General features: G+C 53.7%; 16 protein-coding genes. All 16 read right to left on the minus strand.

Features of this window, described 5'->3' with window-relative positions; translation table 11 throughout:
• Positions 1-253 precede the first annotated feature (253 nt).
• The 16 genes from lysS to nadB all read right to left on the minus strand — a co-directional run bounded on the left by lysS (position 254) and on the right by nadB (position 16,360).
• Positions 254-1,753 (minus strand): lysine--tRNA ligase, encoded by a 1,500-nt coding sequence (gene lysS, locus ACX93W_RS18625; RefSeq protein WP_459393886.1) that lies wholly within the window; start codon positions 1,751-1,753, stop codon positions 254-256.
• Positions 1,754-1,829: 76 nt separating this feature from the next.
• Positions 1,830-2,306, minus strand: coding sequence for a transcription elongation factor GreA (gene greA, locus ACX93W_RS18630; protein ID WP_459393887.1), 477 nt, complete (start codon positions 2,304-2,306; stop codon positions 1,830-1,832).
• A 201-nt stretch (positions 2,307-2,507) separates the two neighbouring features.
• A complete protein-coding gene (dusB, locus tag ACX93W_RS18635) occupies positions 2,508-3,506 on the minus strand; it encodes a tRNA dihydrouridine synthase DusB (protein ID WP_459393888.1) in 999 nt (332 codons plus the stop codon).
• 8 nt (positions 3,507-3,514) lie between these two features.
• Positions 3,515-3,742 carry a helix-turn-helix domain-containing protein gene (locus ACX93W_RS18640; RefSeq protein WP_459393889.1) on the minus strand — a complete coding sequence of 76 codons (228 nt, stop codon included), beginning with the start codon at positions 3,740-3,742 and terminating at the stop codon, positions 3,515-3,517.
• Positions 3,679-4,230 carry a 2-amino-4-hydroxy-6-hydroxymethyldihydropteridine diphosphokinase gene (gene folK / locus ACX93W_RS18645; protein ID WP_459393890.1) on the minus strand — a complete coding sequence of 184 codons (552 nt, stop codon included), beginning with the start codon at positions 4,228-4,230 and terminating at the stop codon, positions 3,679-3,681. The genes ACX93W_RS18640 and folK overlap by 64 nt, the downstream gene beginning before the upstream one ends.
• An 18-nt stretch (positions 4,231-4,248) precedes the next feature.
• Positions 4,249-4,644, minus strand: a complete 396-nt coding sequence (folB, locus tag ACX93W_RS18650; RefSeq protein WP_459393891.1) for a dihydroneopterin aldolase — start codon at positions 4,642-4,644, stop codon at positions 4,249-4,251.
• A gap of 21 nt (positions 4,645-4,665) precedes the next feature.
• Positions 4,666-5,511 carry a dihydropteroate synthase gene (gene folP / locus ACX93W_RS18655; RefSeq protein WP_459393892.1) on the minus strand — a complete coding sequence of 282 codons (846 nt, stop codon included), beginning with the start codon at positions 5,509-5,511 and terminating at the stop codon, positions 4,666-4,668.
• Positions 5,512-5,545: 34 nt separating this feature from the next.
• Positions 5,546-6,514 carry an aminotransferase class IV gene (locus tag ACX93W_RS18660; protein ID WP_459393893.1) on the minus strand — a complete coding sequence of 323 codons (969 nt, stop codon included), beginning with the start codon at positions 6,512-6,514 and terminating at the stop codon, positions 5,546-5,548.
• Entirely contained in the window at positions 6,511-7,092 is a 582-nt protein-coding gene (gene pabA / locus ACX93W_RS18665) for an aminodeoxychorismate/anthranilate synthase component II (RefSeq protein WP_459393894.1), read from the minus strand. The genes ACX93W_RS18660 and pabA overlap by 4 nt, the downstream gene beginning before the upstream one ends.
• A gap of 27 nt (positions 7,093-7,119) precedes the next feature.
• Positions 7,120-8,697, minus strand: a complete 1,578-nt coding sequence (locus ACX93W_RS18670; protein ID WP_459393895.1) for an anthranilate synthase component I family protein — start codon at positions 8,695-8,697, stop codon at positions 7,120-7,122.
• Between the two features lie 328 nt (positions 8,698-9,025).
• Entirely contained in the window at positions 9,026-9,964 is a 939-nt protein-coding gene (gene cysK / locus ACX93W_RS18675; RefSeq protein WP_459393896.1) for a cysteine synthase A, read from the minus strand.
• Positions 9,965-11,203: 1,239 nt separating this feature from the next.
• Complete coding sequence (locus ACX93W_RS18680; RefSeq protein ID WP_459393897.1) at positions 11,204-12,178, minus strand: peptidylprolyl isomerase; 975 nt, start codon at positions 12,176-12,178, stop codon at positions 11,204-11,206.
• A gap of 18 nt (positions 12,179-12,196) precedes the next feature.
• Positions 12,197-13,099, minus strand: a complete 903-nt coding sequence (hslO, locus tag ACX93W_RS18685) for an Hsp33 family molecular chaperone HslO (RefSeq protein WP_459393898.1) — start codon at positions 13,097-13,099, stop codon at positions 12,197-12,199.
• Entirely contained in the window at positions 13,100-13,873 is a 774-nt protein-coding gene (locus tag ACX93W_RS18690) for a type III pantothenate kinase (RefSeq protein ID WP_459393899.1), read from the minus strand.
• On the minus strand, positions 13,870-14,754 hold the full coding sequence (gene nadC / locus ACX93W_RS18695; RefSeq protein WP_459393981.1) for a carboxylating nicotinate-nucleotide diphosphorylase: 885 nt from the start codon (positions 14,752-14,754) through the stop codon (positions 13,870-13,872). The genes ACX93W_RS18690 and nadC overlap by 4 nt, the downstream gene beginning before the upstream one ends.
• Positions 14,747-16,360, minus strand: a complete 1,614-nt coding sequence (gene nadB, locus ACX93W_RS18700; protein ID WP_459393900.1) for an L-aspartate oxidase — start codon at positions 16,358-16,360, stop codon at positions 14,747-14,749. The genes nadC and nadB overlap by 8 nt, the downstream gene beginning before the upstream one ends.
• Between the last annotated feature and the right edge of the window lie 204 nt (positions 16,361-16,564).

The following is a 16,564-nucleotide window of genomic DNA, read 5'->3' on the forward strand; positions in this document are numbered from 1 at the left end:
GCTCCGACAGTCACTTGACATTACTCTCAGTATATCCTACGTTTTCCAAATACACAAAGTCAAAAATTGCATTTGAAAGCGCTTTAACGTAAAAATGAGAGGAAAAGTTCAGATTTTGTTCAGAAAATCCCAGTTTTGGTATGCGATTTTCTTAAAATTGATTCTTTAGTCTCACTAGGTTTTTTGTAAATTTCCCAGTTTTTTAAGCCAAAAAAGCGCTGCTTAAGCAGCGCTTCCCCTGGAAACCTATAAATTAATGCTCGCCCCGCATATGAGGGAACAGAAGCACGTCGCGAATGGATGGAGCATTGGTCAGCAGCATGACCAAACGGTCGACGCCGATGCCAAGACCGCCCGTTGGCGGCATGCCGTATTCCAGCGCGCGGATAAAGTCGTCGTCCATCTCATGCGCCTCGTCGTTGCCTTGCTCTTTTTCCTCCAGCTGGGACTGGAACCGTTCGCGCTGGTCGATAGGATCGTTAAGCTCCGTGAAGGCATTGGCATGCTCACGCGCTACAACGAACAGCTCGAAGCGATCCGTGAAACGCTCGTCCACGCTGCTCTTTTTCGCCAGCGGCGAAATCGCGACGGGGTGTCCCGTTACGAATGTCGGCTGAATCAGCGTGTGTTCGCAATGCGTTTCGAAAAACGCGTTGACGATATGGCCAAACGTCATATGAGGCTCGACCGGCACCTTGTGCTGTTTCGCCAGCTCATGCGCCTGCTCGTCGCTCATATTTTCGTTGAAATCCACGCCGGTCACTTCTTTAACAAGGTCCACCATGCTGATGCGGCGCCAGCCTGGCGTCAGATCCACATCGTAATCTTGGTATTTGATTTGGGTTGTGCCGAGCACTTCCTGGGCGATATGGGCGATCAGATTTTCCGTCAGATTCATAATATCTTTGTAGTCGGCGTAAGCCTCGTACAATTCAATCATCGTAAACTCGGGATTATGGCGAGTAGAGATGCCTTCATTCCGGTAGACGCGTCCGATCTCATAGACCTTCTCCAGACCGCCAACGATCAGCCGCTTCAAATGCAGCTCGATCGCGATTCGCATGTACAGCTCCATATCCAGCGCGTTATGATGCGTTACGAAAGGACGCGCCGCGGCTCCGCCCGCGATGGAATGCAGGGTTGGCGTTTCAACCTCCAGATAACCCAGCGAATCCAGATAACGGCGCATGGACTGGATAATGCGGGAACGGGTAATAAACGTTTGCTGAACGTCCGGATTAACGATGAGGTCGACATAACGCTGGCGATAGCGCAGCTCAACATCCTTCAAGCCATGATGCTTGTCCGGCAGGGGCAGGAGCGACTTGGTCAGAACAACGATCTCCAGCGCCTTGACGGAAATCTCGCCTGTATTGGTGCGGAATACGATGCCGCGCACGCCGATAATATCGCCAATGTCGAGAAGATCAAACGCGGCGTATTGCTGCTCGGATACGGTGTCCTTGCGCGCATAGATTTGAATGCGGCCCGTCAAATCCTGGATGTGTGCGAACGCTGCTTTACCCATGCTGCGTTTCTGCATAATGCGGCCCGCAATGGTAACCTCCGTCGCTTGCTCGTCCAGCGCTTCCTTGCTGAGACCCTCGTTGCCTGTGAGAATATCGCCCGCGCTGTGAGAGCGCTCGAATTTGCGTCCAAAAGGATCAACGCCGAGATCTCTCAGCTCATCCAGCTTGTTTCTGCGAATCTGCAGAAGCTCGCTCAGCTCCTGCTCATTGTTTTCATGTTCCACTTTTCGCTCATCTCCTTGGTACGTTGGCAAACGTTCAAAAAGCTTCCAGCAAGGAAGCTTTCCGAATTAGCGCGCCTTATTTTTTGATATCGACAATTTTATATTGAATAATGCCCGCCGGTACGTTAACTTCAACAACGGTGCCCTGTTTTTTGCCCAAAATGGCTTTCCCGAGAGGGCTTTCATTGGAAATCTTGTTTTGCAGCGGATCCGATTCCGCCGTGCCGACAATAGCATATTCCATTGTATCGCCAAATTCCATATCTTCTACGATGACGGTAGAACCGATGCTCACCGTGTCGGTATCGATTTCATCATTATTGATAATACGAGCGTTGCGGAGCATTTTCTCCAGCGTAATAATTCTGCCTTCAATAAAAGCCTGCTCGTTTTTGGCATCCTCGTATTCCGAGTTTTCGCTGATATCTCCATAGCCGATGGCAACCTTGATCCGCTCGGCCACCTCGCGGCGCTTGACCGATTTGAGGTTCTCCAGTTCCTCCTCAAGCTTTTTAAGTCCGTCTTGAGTCAGAATGATTTGCTTATCGTTCATCTTTCCGATTCTCCTGTCGCGTGACTAATTTTCATACCGGGTATGAATTCACTGATACTTAATATATTACGCATGATCGCCGTCATACCTTCCTCGGAGTGGTCATATTGGCAATCTTTTGTTAGATTATATTGCACGATTATATTGCATGGTCCCCCGAATGTCAATGTAAGCGGCCTATCAGAGCCGCCTGATTCCGGTTTAGAGGGCTACGGCCCCTTCGGCGGCTTCATCAAGGGATGAAATGTAATGATCCAGGATAGCCACCAGCCGATCGCGACTCGTTTCTTCCATTATGACATCCTTCACACGCGCTCCGCCGGGCAGGCCTTTTAGGTACCAAGCCAAGTGCTTGCGCATCTCCCTTACGGCTACGGCTTCATTCCTGATCGCGATCAGCCGATCCAGATGAAGAATCGCAACATCCAGCTTCTCGCGCGGCGTCGGATCGCCAAGCAGCTTGCCGCTCTCCAGGAACTGGATCGTGCGATAAAGCATCCACGGATTGCCGAGCGCGCCTCTGCCGATCATGACTCCGTCAACGCCCGTTGTATCCAGCATGCGTTTTGCGTCTTCCGGAGAGAACACATCGCCGTTGCCGATTACCGGAATGCTCACGGCTTCTTTAACTTCCTTTATAATATCCCAGTTGGCTTTTCCGGTATACTGCTGCTCCCGGGTACGGCCATGCACGCTGACGGCGTTGCCGCCGGCGCGTTCCACCGCGCGTGCGTTCTCCACCGCATAGACATGTTCGTCATCCCAGCCGATCCGCATTTTGACCGTTACCGGCTTATCGACGGCATCCACAACAGCGGACACCATCTCGTATATCTTGTTAGGGTCTAGCAGCCAACGGGCGCCAGCGTCGCACTTCGTCACCTTCGGTACGGGACATCCCATATTGATGTCGATTATATCTGCGTTCGTTTGTTTGTCGACGACCTTGGCGGCTTCCACCAGCGACTCCCGGTCGCCCCCGAAAATTTGCAGGCTAAGCGGCTTCTCCCGCTCATCCACAAAAAGCATTTCCATTGTACGCTTGTTGCCATGCAAAATAGCCTTGTCGCTCACCATTTCGGCGCAAACCAGACCCGTTCCGAATTCCTTGGCGATCAAGCGAAAAGCGGGGTTGCAGACGCCGGCCATCGGCGCAAGCACCACTCTGTTCTTCATCTCGATGTCTCCGATTTTCAGCATGTCGCTCCCTACCCCTCCTTTGTTGACGCAAGCTCTTCCGGGCTAATGCCCAATGTTTCCGCGATCTGCTCCAGCAGCCGGGGATCGCTTCTGCGCGTGCCTCTCTCAAGCGAGCCTAACACCGCTACCGAAATTCCCATTTCCTGAGCCAAGCCTTGCTGCGTATATCCCTTCAGCTTCCGGAACGCTCTGATGCGCTGCGCAAGCTGATTGTTGTGGACTGAATATTTTTCCATAATGCAATGCCTTCCTTTCCTTGCTGAAGCGCCTCTTGCGAAGCTTTTCCCGTCTGCTCTGCCAATGGGTGCAAGCGGTTCAGCACGTCGTTCAGAGGAACCAGCACGAAAGCCCGTTCCATCATGCGGGGATGCGGCAGCGTCAATTCCTCCAGATCCATGGCAACATCCTCATAGAGGAGAAGATCCAAATCAATCGTTCTGGGACCAAACCGGATTTCTCTGGTTCTGCCCAGCTCCAGCTCCAGCTTCAATAATTCGCGGAGAAGCTCCAGCGGCTCAAGCGTAGTGCGCACGGCAATGACCATATTCAGGAATGCGGGCTGGTCGCTATAGCCTACGGGATCGGTTTCATAGATGCCGGAGAGACGCGCCAGGCTGATGCCTGAATGGCCGTCGATGGAGTCCAGCGCGCTTAGCAGCTGCCCCTCGCGATCTCCAATGTTGGAGCCTAGCGCTATATAGGCTTCCGCTTCGCTTGTGCGCATTTCTTCATCTCCTTCATCCTAACTTAGTTCCGGCCGCACGATAGCTCCGTCCGTTCCGCGCTTGCGGGTCAGTTCAACCGTTACACCGTCAAAATGAATCTCGAACGGCGGATTCGGCTTCGTTACGCCTACAGTCAATTCATGTATCATAGTATAAGCGTCAAGCACACCGGATGCAATGGCGCCGGCCAACGCTTCAATCAGCTTGACGGGAGGGCCTTCCACGATTTTCTTGACGACCGCATACAGCTCCGCGTAATTAATCGTTTTATCCAGATCGTCGTTCTGCGACGCGGCATCCAAATCCAGAGACAGCTCCAGATCGACAATAAACTTCTGCCCAAGGCGGTTTTCCTCCGCAAATACGCCATGATAGCCATAGAAGGACATGCCCTTCATTTTCATTTTATCCATAACCTACGAACGCTCCTTCATCTAGCGATAATAAATGGCGTCCGCCATCAGGGCGGCACGACGCATATCACGAACATCATGCACTCTCATGATTTGGCATCCCTGCGCAATGCCAAGCACAACCGTTGCCGCTGTGCCCAGCACCACTTCATCGACGGGGAGATCCAGCGCTTGACGGATAAACTTCTTGCGCGATGTGCCCAGCAAAACGGGGTAGCCCAGCTCCGCAAGCTCGTACAGCCGTCCCATCATCTCCAAATTATCCTCATAGGTTTTGGCAAAGCCGATGCCTGGGTCCAGCCAGATCCGATCACTTGCAATGCCCGCTTCCTCCGCTCTTGCCATGCTGCTCTTCAGGTCCGCGATCACATCGGGAACCAGATCATTATAGTTGCGTTCACTCCGGTTATGGCTGATGATGACGGGACATCCGTATTCCGCAGCTACCCGAGCCATATCGGGATCGCCCTTCAGACCCCAAATATCATTAATGATATGCGCTCCCGCTTCCAGCGCCTGACGGGCAGTAGCCGCCTTGTACGTATCGATGGACAACGGCATCCCGGGAAGCGCCTCCCGCAAAGCGGCGATAATAGGCACAACACGCCGGATTTCCTCTTCTGCGTCAATCGCCTCAAAGCCCGGCCGCGTCGACTCCCCGCCGATATCCAGAATATCGGCGCCCTGCGCCGCCATTTCCCTTGCATGATGGACAGCCGCGTCTACATCCATATATTTGCCGCCGTCGGAGAAAGAATCCGGCGTTGCGTTCAAGATGCCCATAATCAAGGTGCGATTCCCTAGCTCCAGCGGCACCTCGCCGCTCAATCGGTATTGCCGCCGGCAAAAGCTCGATTTTTGCGCCATCCTTTCCGCCTCCTTACAACCATTTTTGCTAGTGCTAGAGCAGACTATTGCGCCGGATATCCCCTCTGTACAGCTCCAGCAGCCCTCGAAGAACGGGGAACGAAGCATTGTCCGCCACTGAGTCCGGCCTAACAGTTGTGCCGGCCTCTATGTATTGAACGTTGGCGCTGCCCACGACGGTAGAACGGCCATCGGAATCCGTGAGCACCGCTACCGGAACAAGCTCCTGCACCGAATTACTCAGCCAAACCTCCTGAGCGCCGAGAAGGTCCTCCCAGCGGTAATGGCCCTCTTCCACGGCCAAACCCGCTGCCCCAGCAAGCTCAAGCACCCGCTCTCTCGTTACGCCGGGCAGTATGCCCGTATCGATAGAAGGCGTACAGACAACGCCATTCACGACAAAAAACAAATTGCTGACGATGCCTTCCGCCAGCCAACCCTCCCGGCTAAGCATCAAGCCTTCGGGGGGGCCCCCGGATTCCGGTTCTGGCATCCCCAATCCCAATAGCTCGCGCTTCGCGATAATATTGTTCATATAGTGTAGCGATTTGAAGCGAACGGAACCCTCCGGCGTATTGCGGGGAGTACGAAGCAGCCTCAACTCCTTGGCCGGGGGCGGCTCCATCGCCATCCACCCCGCGCCAATTGCCGGCAAAGGCTTCGCCATCAACAGCAGCGTCGGTTCCCTATAATCGCCTGAAGGCAGACCTAACTCGCCTACCCCGGCGCTGACTGTCAGTCTGATGTAGCCGTCGTTTAAGCCATTAGCCTTCAGCAAGCCCGAAACCTGCTCCGCAAGCTGCTCCTCCGTTAATGTCAAAACAATGCCAAGCTCGCTGCAGCCTCCGCGAAGCCTGTCCATATGGCGCTTCAGCAAATAGGGAACGCCGCCGTATGTGCGGAACGTCTCGAACAGCCCGATACCGTACAAAAAGCCGTGATCATATGCCGAGATCACAGCTTCTTCCGCTTGTACGAGGACTCCATTCAGTCCAACCTTCATGCCAATTTACCAGACCTGGACTTCAAAAAATTGCGCAGCATCGTTAATCCATGATCGGTAATGATGGATTCCGGATGGAACTGAACGCCTTCCACCGCATACTCCTTATGTCTCAGCCCCATAATTTCGCCTTCCTCCGTCTCGGCGCTGATCTCGAGACAATCCGGCAGCGTCTCTCTGCGCACGATGAGGGAATGATAGCGAGTTGCCGTAAACGGCGACTCCATGCCTTCGAACACCGATTTTCCGTCATGCAAAATTTGCGATGTTTTGCCATGCATCAACCGTTCAGCCCGCACAACCTCTCCGCCAAAGGCCTGCCCGATGGACTGATGTCCCAGGCATACGCCAAAAATCGGAATTTCTCCTTTGAAGCGCTCAATCAGCGCCAGGCTAATTCCCGCTTCGTTAGGCGAGCATGGACCTGGAGATATCAGAATATGGTCCGGTCCAAGCTCTTCAATACCGGCCAAATCGATTTCGTCGTTCCGCTTGACCACAATATCTTCCCCAAGCTCGCCCAAATATTGCACAAGATTATACGTAAACGAATCATAGTTGTCGATTACTAGTATCATGGTCCGCCGCCCCCTTTTTTTGGCTCCTTACTCCTTGCTTTCTTCCGCCAGACGTTCGCTTAATTGAATCGCCTTCCACAACGCCTTTGCTTTATTTAGCGACTCGTAGTATTCCCGTTCGGGATCAGAGTCGATGACAATACCCGCTCCCGCTTGAATATGAACGTTGCCCTCTTGTATAGCCATCGTTCGAATAATAATATTAAATTCCATATCGCCGTTGTAGTCAATCCATCCCATCGAACCCGTATAAGGTCCCCTGCGCACAGGCTCCAGCTCCTCGATGATTTCCATCGTACGGATTTTTGGAGCTCCCGTGATCGTACCTCCCGGGAAAGCCGCCGCTATGGCGTCGTAAGCATCCTTGCCGGAAGCCAGTTTCCCCTCCACCTGCGAGACTAGATGCATGACATGGGAGTAACGTTCGATGACCATAAGCTCTTTTACCTTAACCGTGCCGTATTCCGATATGCGGCCAAGGTCATTGCGCTCCAGATCCACCAGCATAATGTGCTCGGCACGTTCCTTCTCGCTCTCCAGCAGTTCCTTGGCGAACTTGATATCCTCTTCCTCCGTCCGCCCCCGTCTCCGGGTCCCTGCTATAGGGCGCGTGGATAAACGATCCCCCGCCTTGTCGATCAGCAGCTCCGGCGAAGCCGATACCAATTGAAAGTCAGGGCAGCGAAGGAAACCCATATACGGCGACGGATTAAACAACCGAAGCCATTCGTAAAGCTCCTCCGGGCTGCTCTGCGTTCTGCGGCTGAGACGCTGAGACAAATTAACCTGGAACACATCGCCTTGTCGGATGTAGTCATGAATCGCGCTAACCGCGTCCATATAGGCTTCCTTGGCAAAAGGAGAAGATACGCCCTCCAACGCCTCCACATCGATGTGCAGAGAATCACGTTCCATCAAATCGCGTCTGGAAGCTTGCTGCTCTGTTGCGCGCTTAGCGGCCCGCTCCTCCTGAAACCAGGTCAGCCAATAGTCCGCCATTCCTTCCGCACGGGAAGCCGCCTGCTCGTAACGTACACGAAGCTCATCTTCCGCAATCCCGATTTCAACCGGGGAATGCACAACGCAGAAGACTGCCGAGGTGTGATGGTCGATCACCCACAGCTCATTCATTTTTAGAAAAAGAAAGTCCGGCAAGCCGATATCATCCGCCGCTAGCTCAGGCAGCTTCTCGATACTGCGGATTACGTCGTAGCCCCAATATCCCACGGCTCCGCCTAGCCACTTTGGACCTTCTGCCAGCTTTGGCCCGCGCCGATCGCCCATCCAGCGACGCACGATATCCAGCGGCTTGCCCTTCCAATGCTTATGAACGGGGCGCTGCTCCTCCATCGGCTGGAACGCGATTGACTCCGCTTCCAGTCCCTTGCCGCGAATAACGCCCTCCGGATGCAGCCCCAAATACGTAAAACGGCCGTCTTTTCCGCTCTCAAGCACAAAAGCATAGGGCGACGCGTCCTGCCACACTTCCTCCCAGGAGGTCACCGGCCCCGCTCCGCCGGGAATCGCCAGCTCTTTAACAAAGGGCAAGGTAGTATATTTGCTTTCTGCACGCCATCCGGCCCATTGCTCCCATGCGGTCACCATCCCCGCCAACCTCCGCTTCCATCACCATTATGATAAGAAAGGTCGCCCCGTTATTACGGAAGACCCTCCAACTTATACAGATATTTTAAGTAGGTTGCCCCAAAAATGCTTGTCCCAAAAGCATGCCTGGCATGTATGCCCAGCCTCTTCCGCGGTCTATGGCAACTTAGCTCCCGCGTTCCTTCAACATCATACCAGCATATTCTGAATACTTCAATAACTGCGGGACAGGGATGAGGCGTTGCGTAGGCCCTCTAACAAAAACACCCTTCACTCCGAAGAATGAAGGGTGTTTGACGCAGGTTAACCTGCTGCATAAGAAGTCTGATTAATTCTCGAAGTTGAACAGCGGCGTGCTGAGGTAGCGTTCGCCGTTGCTTGGCACAACCGCAACTACGCGTTTGCCGGCGCCAAGCTCCTTGGCAACCTTCAGAGCGGCGCTGATCGCTGCGCCGGAGGAGATACCGCACAGAATACCCTCTTCCTTAGCTGCACGACGCGCATGCTCGAATGCATCGTCGTTTTCGATCGTGATGACGCCGTCATAAATTTCACGGTTCAAAATATCAGGAATGAAGTTAGCGCCGATACCTTGGATTTTGTGAGGGCCGGGATTGCCGCCAGACAAAATCGGCGATGCAGCCGGCTCAACAGCGTATACCTTAACGTCCGGGAAGTTTTGTTTCAACACTTCGCCAGCGCCAGAGATAGTGCCGCCAGTGCCGATACCCGCGATAAAAGCATCCAGCTTTCCGTCAAGGGAATTGATTGCTTCAACGATCTCAGGACCAGTTGTTTCACGGTGAACCTTAACGTTGGCCTGGTTTTTGAACTGCTGCGGGATGAAGTAGGACGGGTTCTCTTGAGCCAGCTCCTCCGCCTTGCGAACTGCTCCGTTCATGCCTTCCGAACCTGGCGTCAATACCAGCTCAGCTCCGTATGCACGAAGCAGGTTGCGACGCTCCACACTCATGGTTTCAGGCATGACCAGAATTGCTTTATATCCTTTTGCCGCCGCAACCATTGCCAGGCCGATGCCTGTGTTGCCGCTTGTAGGCTCAACGATTGTATCGCCGGGTTTTAATTTGCCTTCTTGCTCGGCCACTTCGATCATGCTAATCGCAATGCGGTCCTTAACGCTGGCACCAGGGTTTTGGTACTCAAGCTTTACATAAATTTCCGCGCTTCCTTCCGGTACAAGACGGTTCAGACGAACAAGCGGTGTATCACCAATCAGTTCCGTGATGCTTTGAACAATTTTTGCCATGAAGAAAAGCCTCCCTTAATCCGACTAAAATAGTTGGTTTTCACTATCTCCATCTTATCAATGGAGTGCTTTAGTTGTCAATAGCCCTTTTCACATTTTTGGGAAAAAGTCCTGTTCAGGCATCTATTTAAGTTCAACTAAACAATTATGGCAGGAGTCCACCGCGTGGATGGTTCTTCCAAACGCTGTTGTTTCCAGATTTTCTGATTGAATAAGTCTCCTGTTGAAATCCGGAGAACAACGCGACCGTTTTAAACGTTCTAGTGAAGAACGTCGCTACGCAAGCATATGCTTTTCTCCAGAACCATTCATGCTCTGTCACCATTCATGCTCTGTCCTGCTTCTGCCGTTTCTTTAGTTGAACTTATAATAGGCCCGGCCTTATCATCAGTGCTTGATTTCACCAAGCAACCGCGTGAAACACGGAAAGTGGGGACTAGGGACAGTGGGGGGGGGGGACAGGGTCAGTGTGGAACACGTAAGACGATCCCCTTTTCAAAGGGGCCCCTCGACAAGGGGACTTCGTCAAGGAGTCCTCGTTAAGGGACCTCGCCAACTGATGTCTACCCGTCTAACGGTCATCAATGACCGTTAGAGCCCTAAATGAAGCCATCTGCGTTGGGTAACGGTCACCGATGTCCATTAGACGCTCAAAAGTCACGTTTTTGGGGGTGCAAGTAAGTTGTAACGGTCATGGATGACCATTAAAAGTGGAACTATCCGCAAAACGGGGCTGTAACGGTCATGGATGTCCGTTACGCGGGAACGTTCACGCTAGAGCGTGTCTGAAAACACGCTCAAGGCCATCGAGTACCGTCGATTCGCCCCCCTGCTGAGTTCCTTTTCCTCGACTTACCCTGATGTCAAGCCTTCGAGAAAACGCCTTGCCTTGCATGAAACGAAACTTCGGCCATATCTGCTCCCTAAGAAGTTTTCAAATACACCCTGGCTTTCGGCCCTAACCATCCAGCCTGTTCGACGTCGCATACCTTGTATATAAGCCAGGCTCTCCACAAAGACAACGTGCATAGTTTGTCTCATATGGTTTGTCGCGAAGCGTTCACAAGCCAAATCCAGCAAGCGGAGAACCTTTACCCTCGACCTTGAATGAACTTGCCCTTGGCCTTGGCCTTGGCCTTGGCCTTGACCTTGACCTTGACCTTGACCTTGACCCACCTAGTTTGACCTCAATCGGAGTCAAGCACTGCTTTCGCTTTTGAGCCTTATATATTCAGAATATCATTTGACAATTGCGGCTTCGTGACTGGCCAGAAGCCTCTCCTCCAGACTGCTTAGCGATCCCGCCCGCTGCAGCGCCAATTCCCGCCGCACCGTCTCTTCGACCCGCTCCGGCGGAATGCCGCCTATGCTTCTGCGGCCAGCCAGCCGGATGACGGCATAATCGCCGTCATCAAGAAGAACCGGTCCCGCTATATCTCCCACCTGAAGACTTCCCGCTTCCGCCAGCAGCGCAGGATCGTAGAAGGGATCGTCTTCGTCGATAAAACCGAGATCTCCGCCGCTGTCCGCCGTATACTCGTCCCGGGAATAGGCAGCGGCAAGCTCCGCGAATCCTTCGCCGTCGCCCAGCCAGGTCAGCAGATCTTCGGCCTGGCTGGCGGACGAGATCACGATCCAGTTCAGATGCATTTCTCTTCGCGGCTCTCCGTAATCGGGATGCTGCCGCAAATAACTCTGTATCTCTTCCTCCGCCACCGGCGTCTCCCGAACAGCAATGGCCTCCAGCAGCAGGCGGTGGTTCAGCTCCGCCATGACCTGATCCTTGCTCATTCCAAGCTGTTCCCGCATCGCCTCGAAGTACGCGTCCTCCCCGCCATAGGCTTCAGCCGTCCGCGCCAATGCCAGATTCAGTTCATTCTTTGCCACGTCGATTCCCTGAATGCCCGCTTCAAGCAGAACGGCTTTGCGGACCAGCATTTGGCGAAGCACGGCATCTCCATGCAGAGTATACAGCTCCTCTGTAAGCTCGCCCCTTGTAATAGGCACGCCGCCTATGGAGGCAACAACCTGTCCGTCATGCCCTTCCAGATCGGGGTGGTCGACTTGTCCGTTTTCGCCGCTCGGCGCCGCATCGGGCTCATCCTTGCCCGTTTGCAGCAGCGGCATCATTTTTACGACAACCAGGCCAGTCAGCACAATCAGGCAAATGGCCTGAAAGATAACAACCGTCCTCAACACCTTGTCTTTTCTCATGCCCCGGATGCCCTTACTCTAGCTGACGGGCGGCTGATTGATCTGCGTGAGCAGAACCTCCAGCTCAGGGCGGTTGAAGACAAAAGCCTCGTTGCAGAAATGACATACGATTTCCGCGCTGCCGTCTTCGTCGATCATCGCCTGAAGCTCATCCGTCCCCAGACTGATCAATGTCTGCTCCACCCGTTCCCGTCCGCATTGGCATTTGAATGACAGCTCCATCGTGTCATGAATAACCAGATCTTCCTCGCCTACGATCCATTTCAGAATATCTTCGGGCGTTTTTCCCTGCGCCATCAAGGTGGTTACGGGCGGCATCGATCCCACCGCCTGCTCCAGGCGCGTAATTTCCGCATCGCTTAATCCCGGCATGAGCTGAACGATAAATCCGCCTGCATGAAGAACGGAATTGTCGTTCTCCACCAGCACGCCTACGCCTACCGCCGAAGGCGTCTGCTCCGATACCGCAAAATAATACGTAAAATCTTCGCCCAGCTCTCCCGAAATAATCGGAATGCTTCCCCGATAAGGCTCTTTGAGACCCAAATCCTTGGTTACATGCACGTAGCCGCTTGTTCCGACGGCACCCGCCACATCCAGCTTGCCCTGGGCATTGCTGCCGTGATGGGCTTGCGGATTGTCCACGTAGCCCCGCACTTCGCCCAATGCGTTGGCATCCACCACAATCTGGCCAATCGGGCCATCGCCTTTGACCTGAATCGTCAGCTTTTCGTGGCCCTTCAGCATGGCTCCCATCATGGCGCCGACCGAAGCCGTGCGTCCAAGCGCGGCCGTAGCGGTCGGAAACGTATCATGACGCCGTCTCATTTCTTCGACCAGCCCTGTCGTACGAGCGGCAAACACCCTGATTTTGCCTCCCCAGGCCGTGCCCCGAATCAGTATATCCTTCAAATCCTCCATCTATTGGCCCTCCTGATTTCTTTCATAAATCAACCGCAGTCCCTCCAGCGTCAGCAAAGGGTCCACCTCGTCCACCGTTTCCGATTCGGCCGAGATCAGCTCGGCCAATCCTCCCGTTGCAATAACGCGGGGCGAAACGCCGAACTCCGCCCTGATTCGGTTAACAATGCCGTCTACCTGACCGGCATAGCCAAAAATAATGCCCGCTTGCATCGAAGTGACCGGATTGCGGCCAATCACGCTTTTGGGCTTTACCAGCTCGATCCGTGGCAGCTTGGCTGCGCGTTGATACAAGGCTTCCGTAGAAATGCCGATGCCCGGCACAATAGCGCCGCCTAAATAGTTAGCGTGTTCATCAATATAATCGAAGGTGGTTGCTGTGCCAAAATCAACAACAATGAGCGGAGCGCCATATTTTTCAATGGCGGCCACGGAGTTGACGATTCGGTCTGCACCGACCTCGCGGGGATTTTCGTAACGGATGTTCAGGCCGGTTTTGACACCAGGCCCTACAATGAGAGGTACCTTGCGCACGTACTTCACGCAAAGTTGCTCCAGCGTCCGCATGAGCGGGGGAACGACAGAGGAAATAATGACGCCGCTGATCTCCGTCATGGCAATGCCGGCATATTGAAACAGCTGATGCATGCTGATGCCATATTCGTCCGCGGTTGCAGACCTGTTCGTGCTGAGCCGCCAATGATGAAGCAGCTCCTTATCCTTGTATACGCCAAGCACAATATTGGTATTGCCGACATCGATAACCAGAATCATGACTCCTGCCCGCCCTTCTTCTCGTTAAGGTCGAGACTGATGTCCAGATTCTGAAACGAATACGTAAGAGCGCCAACGGAAATGACATCTACCCCGCAGGATGCAATGCCATGAATACTATTCAGATTAACGCCGCCCGAAGCTTCAACGATGACATGCGGCGAGCGGCCTTTAATCAAGGCGACCGCTTCCTTCATGGCTTCGTGGTCCATATTGTCCAGCATAATGATATCCGCGCCGCAAGCCAGCGCTTCCTCTACCTGTGCCAGACTTTCTGTCTCCACCTCGATTTTCATCGTATGCGGAATAAAACGGCGCGATGCTTCGACGGCAGCCGTAATTCCGCCGGCCCCTTTGATATGGTTATCCTTAATCATAACGGCGTCATACAAGCCGAAGCGGTGATTGGAGCCGCCGCCTACGCGCACCGCATATTTCTCCAGCATGCGATGGCCGGGCGTCGTTTTGCGGGTATCCGCCAGACGCACGGGAAGCCCTTCCAGCTTCTGCACATAAGCGGACGTTGTTGTCGCAATGCCGGATAGGCGCTGCATCAGATTAAGCGCCAGGCGCTCGCCAGTCAACAGGCTGTGCGTACGGCCTTCCACCTCCGCAATAACCGTGCCTTTCGTTACCCGGTCGCCGTCTTTCACCAGCGAACGGAAAACGAGATCGCTGTCCACGATCTCAAAGACCAGCTCCGCGATGGGCAAACCGGCGATAATGCCGTCCCCTTTTACATGAATGATGGCTTTGGCCTGGGAATGGGAGGGAATCGTTGATTCCGTCGAAATGTCTCCGCTGCCGACATCCTCGTCCAGCCAGCTTTTGATTAGCCCTCTCAGACTTTCATCGTAACGATGTGGATTCCACTCATACATCATTAATTCTCTCCTCGGTTATGCCTTGTATGCGGTGCAGCACCGTATGTTTTCTCCAAACCAGATCATCCTTGGCGGGGAAATCCTCGCGGTAATGCGCTCCCCGGCTTTCCTCGCGGCTGAGCGCCGCTTCCGTTGTCAGCAACGCGCAGGTGAGCAGGTTGGCGAATTCATATTCCTCGCGTTCGCTCAATTGCGTCTGGAAGATCGGCACCTGACGCTTCAGTTCCTCCAGCCCTTTGCGCAAGCCGTTCTCATGGCGCTTCAAGCCGACCCAGCGCACCATAATTTTTTGCAGCTTCAGGCGGCGCTCGACGACAGCTTGAATAGAAGGCTCGCTTCTGGGCTGATCGATTTCGATAACGGGATGTACATCCAGATCAGGCAGCGCCTCGATCCGTTTCACGATGCGCCTGCCAAACACAATCGCCTCCGACAGCGAGTTGCTGGCCAGCCGGTTTGCCCCATGCACGCCCGTGGAGGAAACCTCGCCGCATGCAAACAGCCGCTTTATATTGGTTTCGCCGTTCAAATCCGTCTTGACTCCGCCCATCATATAATGCATCGCCGGAGCTACGGGTATCCAGTCGCTTGTCAGATCAAGGCCGTACTGAAGACAGGTTTCGTAAATTGTCGGGAACCTGTGCTTCACTTTGTCCGCAGGCTCATGGGTAATATCGATGTAGACAAAAGTGGACCGCGTCGCCTCCATCTCGCTGACGATCGCCCTGGCTACGACGTCACGCGGCGCAAGCTCCAGCTGCTCATGGTAGCGTTCCATGAAACGTTCGCCTTTAATATTCCTCAGCACCGCTCCTTCGCCCCTTACCGCTTCGGAGATGAGGAAACGCGGCGCGCCGGGGTAACACAGCGCCGTAGGATGGAATTGAATGAACTCAACATCCTGAATGTACGCGCCGGCTCTATACGCCATCGCAATGCCGTCTCCTGTCGCCACATCGGGATTGGTCGTATAGCGGTACAACTGCCCTGCCCCGCCGGAGCAAAGAATCGTCGCTTTGGCTCTGACATAGAGACGTTCTCCGCTTGCTTTCTGCACGATGGCTCCGCAGCAGACGTCATCCTGGGTCACCAGGTCGATGACAAAATGATCGTCCCACATCTCGATGGCGGGATTGCTCTGCGCATTTTCCAGCAGCGCGCGAACGATCTCGTACCCCGTAGCATCTCCGTTGGCGTGAAGAATGCGGCGTTGGCTGTGCGCGCCCTCCTGGGTCAAGGCAAGCTCGCCGTTTTCCAGATCGAACTGGGTTCCCATTTTGATGAGGCTCCTGACGCCTTTGGTTCCTTCGTGCACCAATACATCCACCGCATCGCTAGAGCATAATCCCGCCCCCGCGATCAGCGTATCCTGGCGATGATAAGCGGGAGAATCGTCCGAGGAAATAACCGCCGCAATGCCTCCCTGTGCGTAACGGGTGTTGCTGTCCATCATTGTTTTTTTCGTAATCATCAGAACGGATTGAAAGCGACTCCCTCTTATAGCCGTAAAAAGACCGGCAATGCCGGCCCCGATGACTAGCACATCTTTATCAATGACCGGAAGCTTGTCCAGGTCGGCATCAATTAAATACCTTGGTATCATGAGGTCTCCTCCTAATGAAACATAAAAAACATATAACAGGTTAGGGCGTGTTTGCAAACACGCCCTAAATCCTATTGCAAAAAACCTCTCCCGAGGCCTTCAAAACGATTATGTTCGATGTTAATTGGGGCTCAACCTTATCATCAGCGCCTGATTACACTGAGCAAGAGTGTTAAACACGGAAGGTGAAAACCTTTGTTCAAA

The organism is Paenibacillus sp. CAU 1782 (assembly GCF_054551715.1).

What these genes read in the sequence shown, in the direction of transcription:
- greA (WP_459393887.1), bottom strand. Translation starts at nt 2,306, where the DNA reads ATGAACGATAAGCAAATCATTCTGACTCAAGACGGACTTAAAAAGCTT.
- dusB (WP_459393888.1), bottom strand. Translation starts at nt 3,506, where the DNA reads ATGCTGAAAATCGGAGACATCGAGATGAAGAACAGAGTGGTGCTTGCG.
- ACX93W_RS18640 (WP_459393889.1), bottom strand. Translation starts at nt 3,742, where the DNA reads ATGGAAAAATATTCAGTCCACAACAATCAGCTTGCGCAGCGCATCAGA.
- folK (WP_459393890.1), bottom strand. Translation starts at nt 4,230, where the DNA reads ATGCGCACAAGCGAAGCGGAAGCCTATATAGCGCTAGGCTCCAACATT.
- folB (WP_459393891.1), bottom strand. Translation starts at nt 4,644, where the DNA reads ATGGATAAAATGAAAATGAAGGGCATGTCCTTCTATGGCTATCATGGC.
- folP (WP_459393892.1), bottom strand. Translation starts at nt 5,511, where the DNA reads ATGGCGCAAAAATCGAGCTTTTGCCGGCGGCAATACCGATTGAGCGGC.
- ACX93W_RS18660 (WP_459393893.1), bottom strand. Translation starts at nt 6,514, where the DNA reads ATGAAGGTTGGACTGAATGGAGTCCTCGTACAAGCGGAAGAAGCTGTG.
- pabA (WP_459393894.1), bottom strand. Translation starts at nt 7,092, where the DNA reads ATGATACTAGTAATCGACAACTATGATTCGTTTACGTATAATCTTGTG.
- ACX93W_RS18670 (WP_459393895.1), bottom strand. Translation starts at nt 8,697, where the DNA reads ATGGTGACCGCATGGGAGCAATGGGCCGGATGGCGTGCAGAAAGCAAA.
- cysK (WP_459393896.1), bottom strand. Translation starts at nt 9,964, where the DNA reads ATGGCAAAAATTGTTCAAAGCATCACGGAACTGATTGGTGATACACCG.
- ACX93W_RS18680 (WP_459393897.1), bottom strand. Translation starts at nt 12,178, where the DNA reads ATGAGAAAAGACAAGGTGTTGAGGACGGTTGTTATCTTTCAGGCCATT.
- hslO (WP_459393898.1), bottom strand. Translation starts at nt 13,099, where the DNA reads ATGGAGGATTTGAAGGATATACTGATTCGGGGCACGGCCTGGGGAGGC.
- ACX93W_RS18690 (WP_459393899.1), bottom strand. Translation starts at nt 13,873, where the DNA reads ATGATTCTGGTTATCGATGTCGGCAATACCAATATTGTGCTTGGCGTA.
- nadC (WP_459393981.1), bottom strand. Translation starts at nt 14,754, where the DNA reads ATGTATGAGTGGAATCCACATCGTTACGATGAAAGTCTGAGAGGGCTA.
- nadB (WP_459393900.1), bottom strand. Translation starts at nt 16,360, where the DNA reads ATGATACCAAGGTATTTAATTGATGCCGACCTGGACAAGCTTCCGGTC.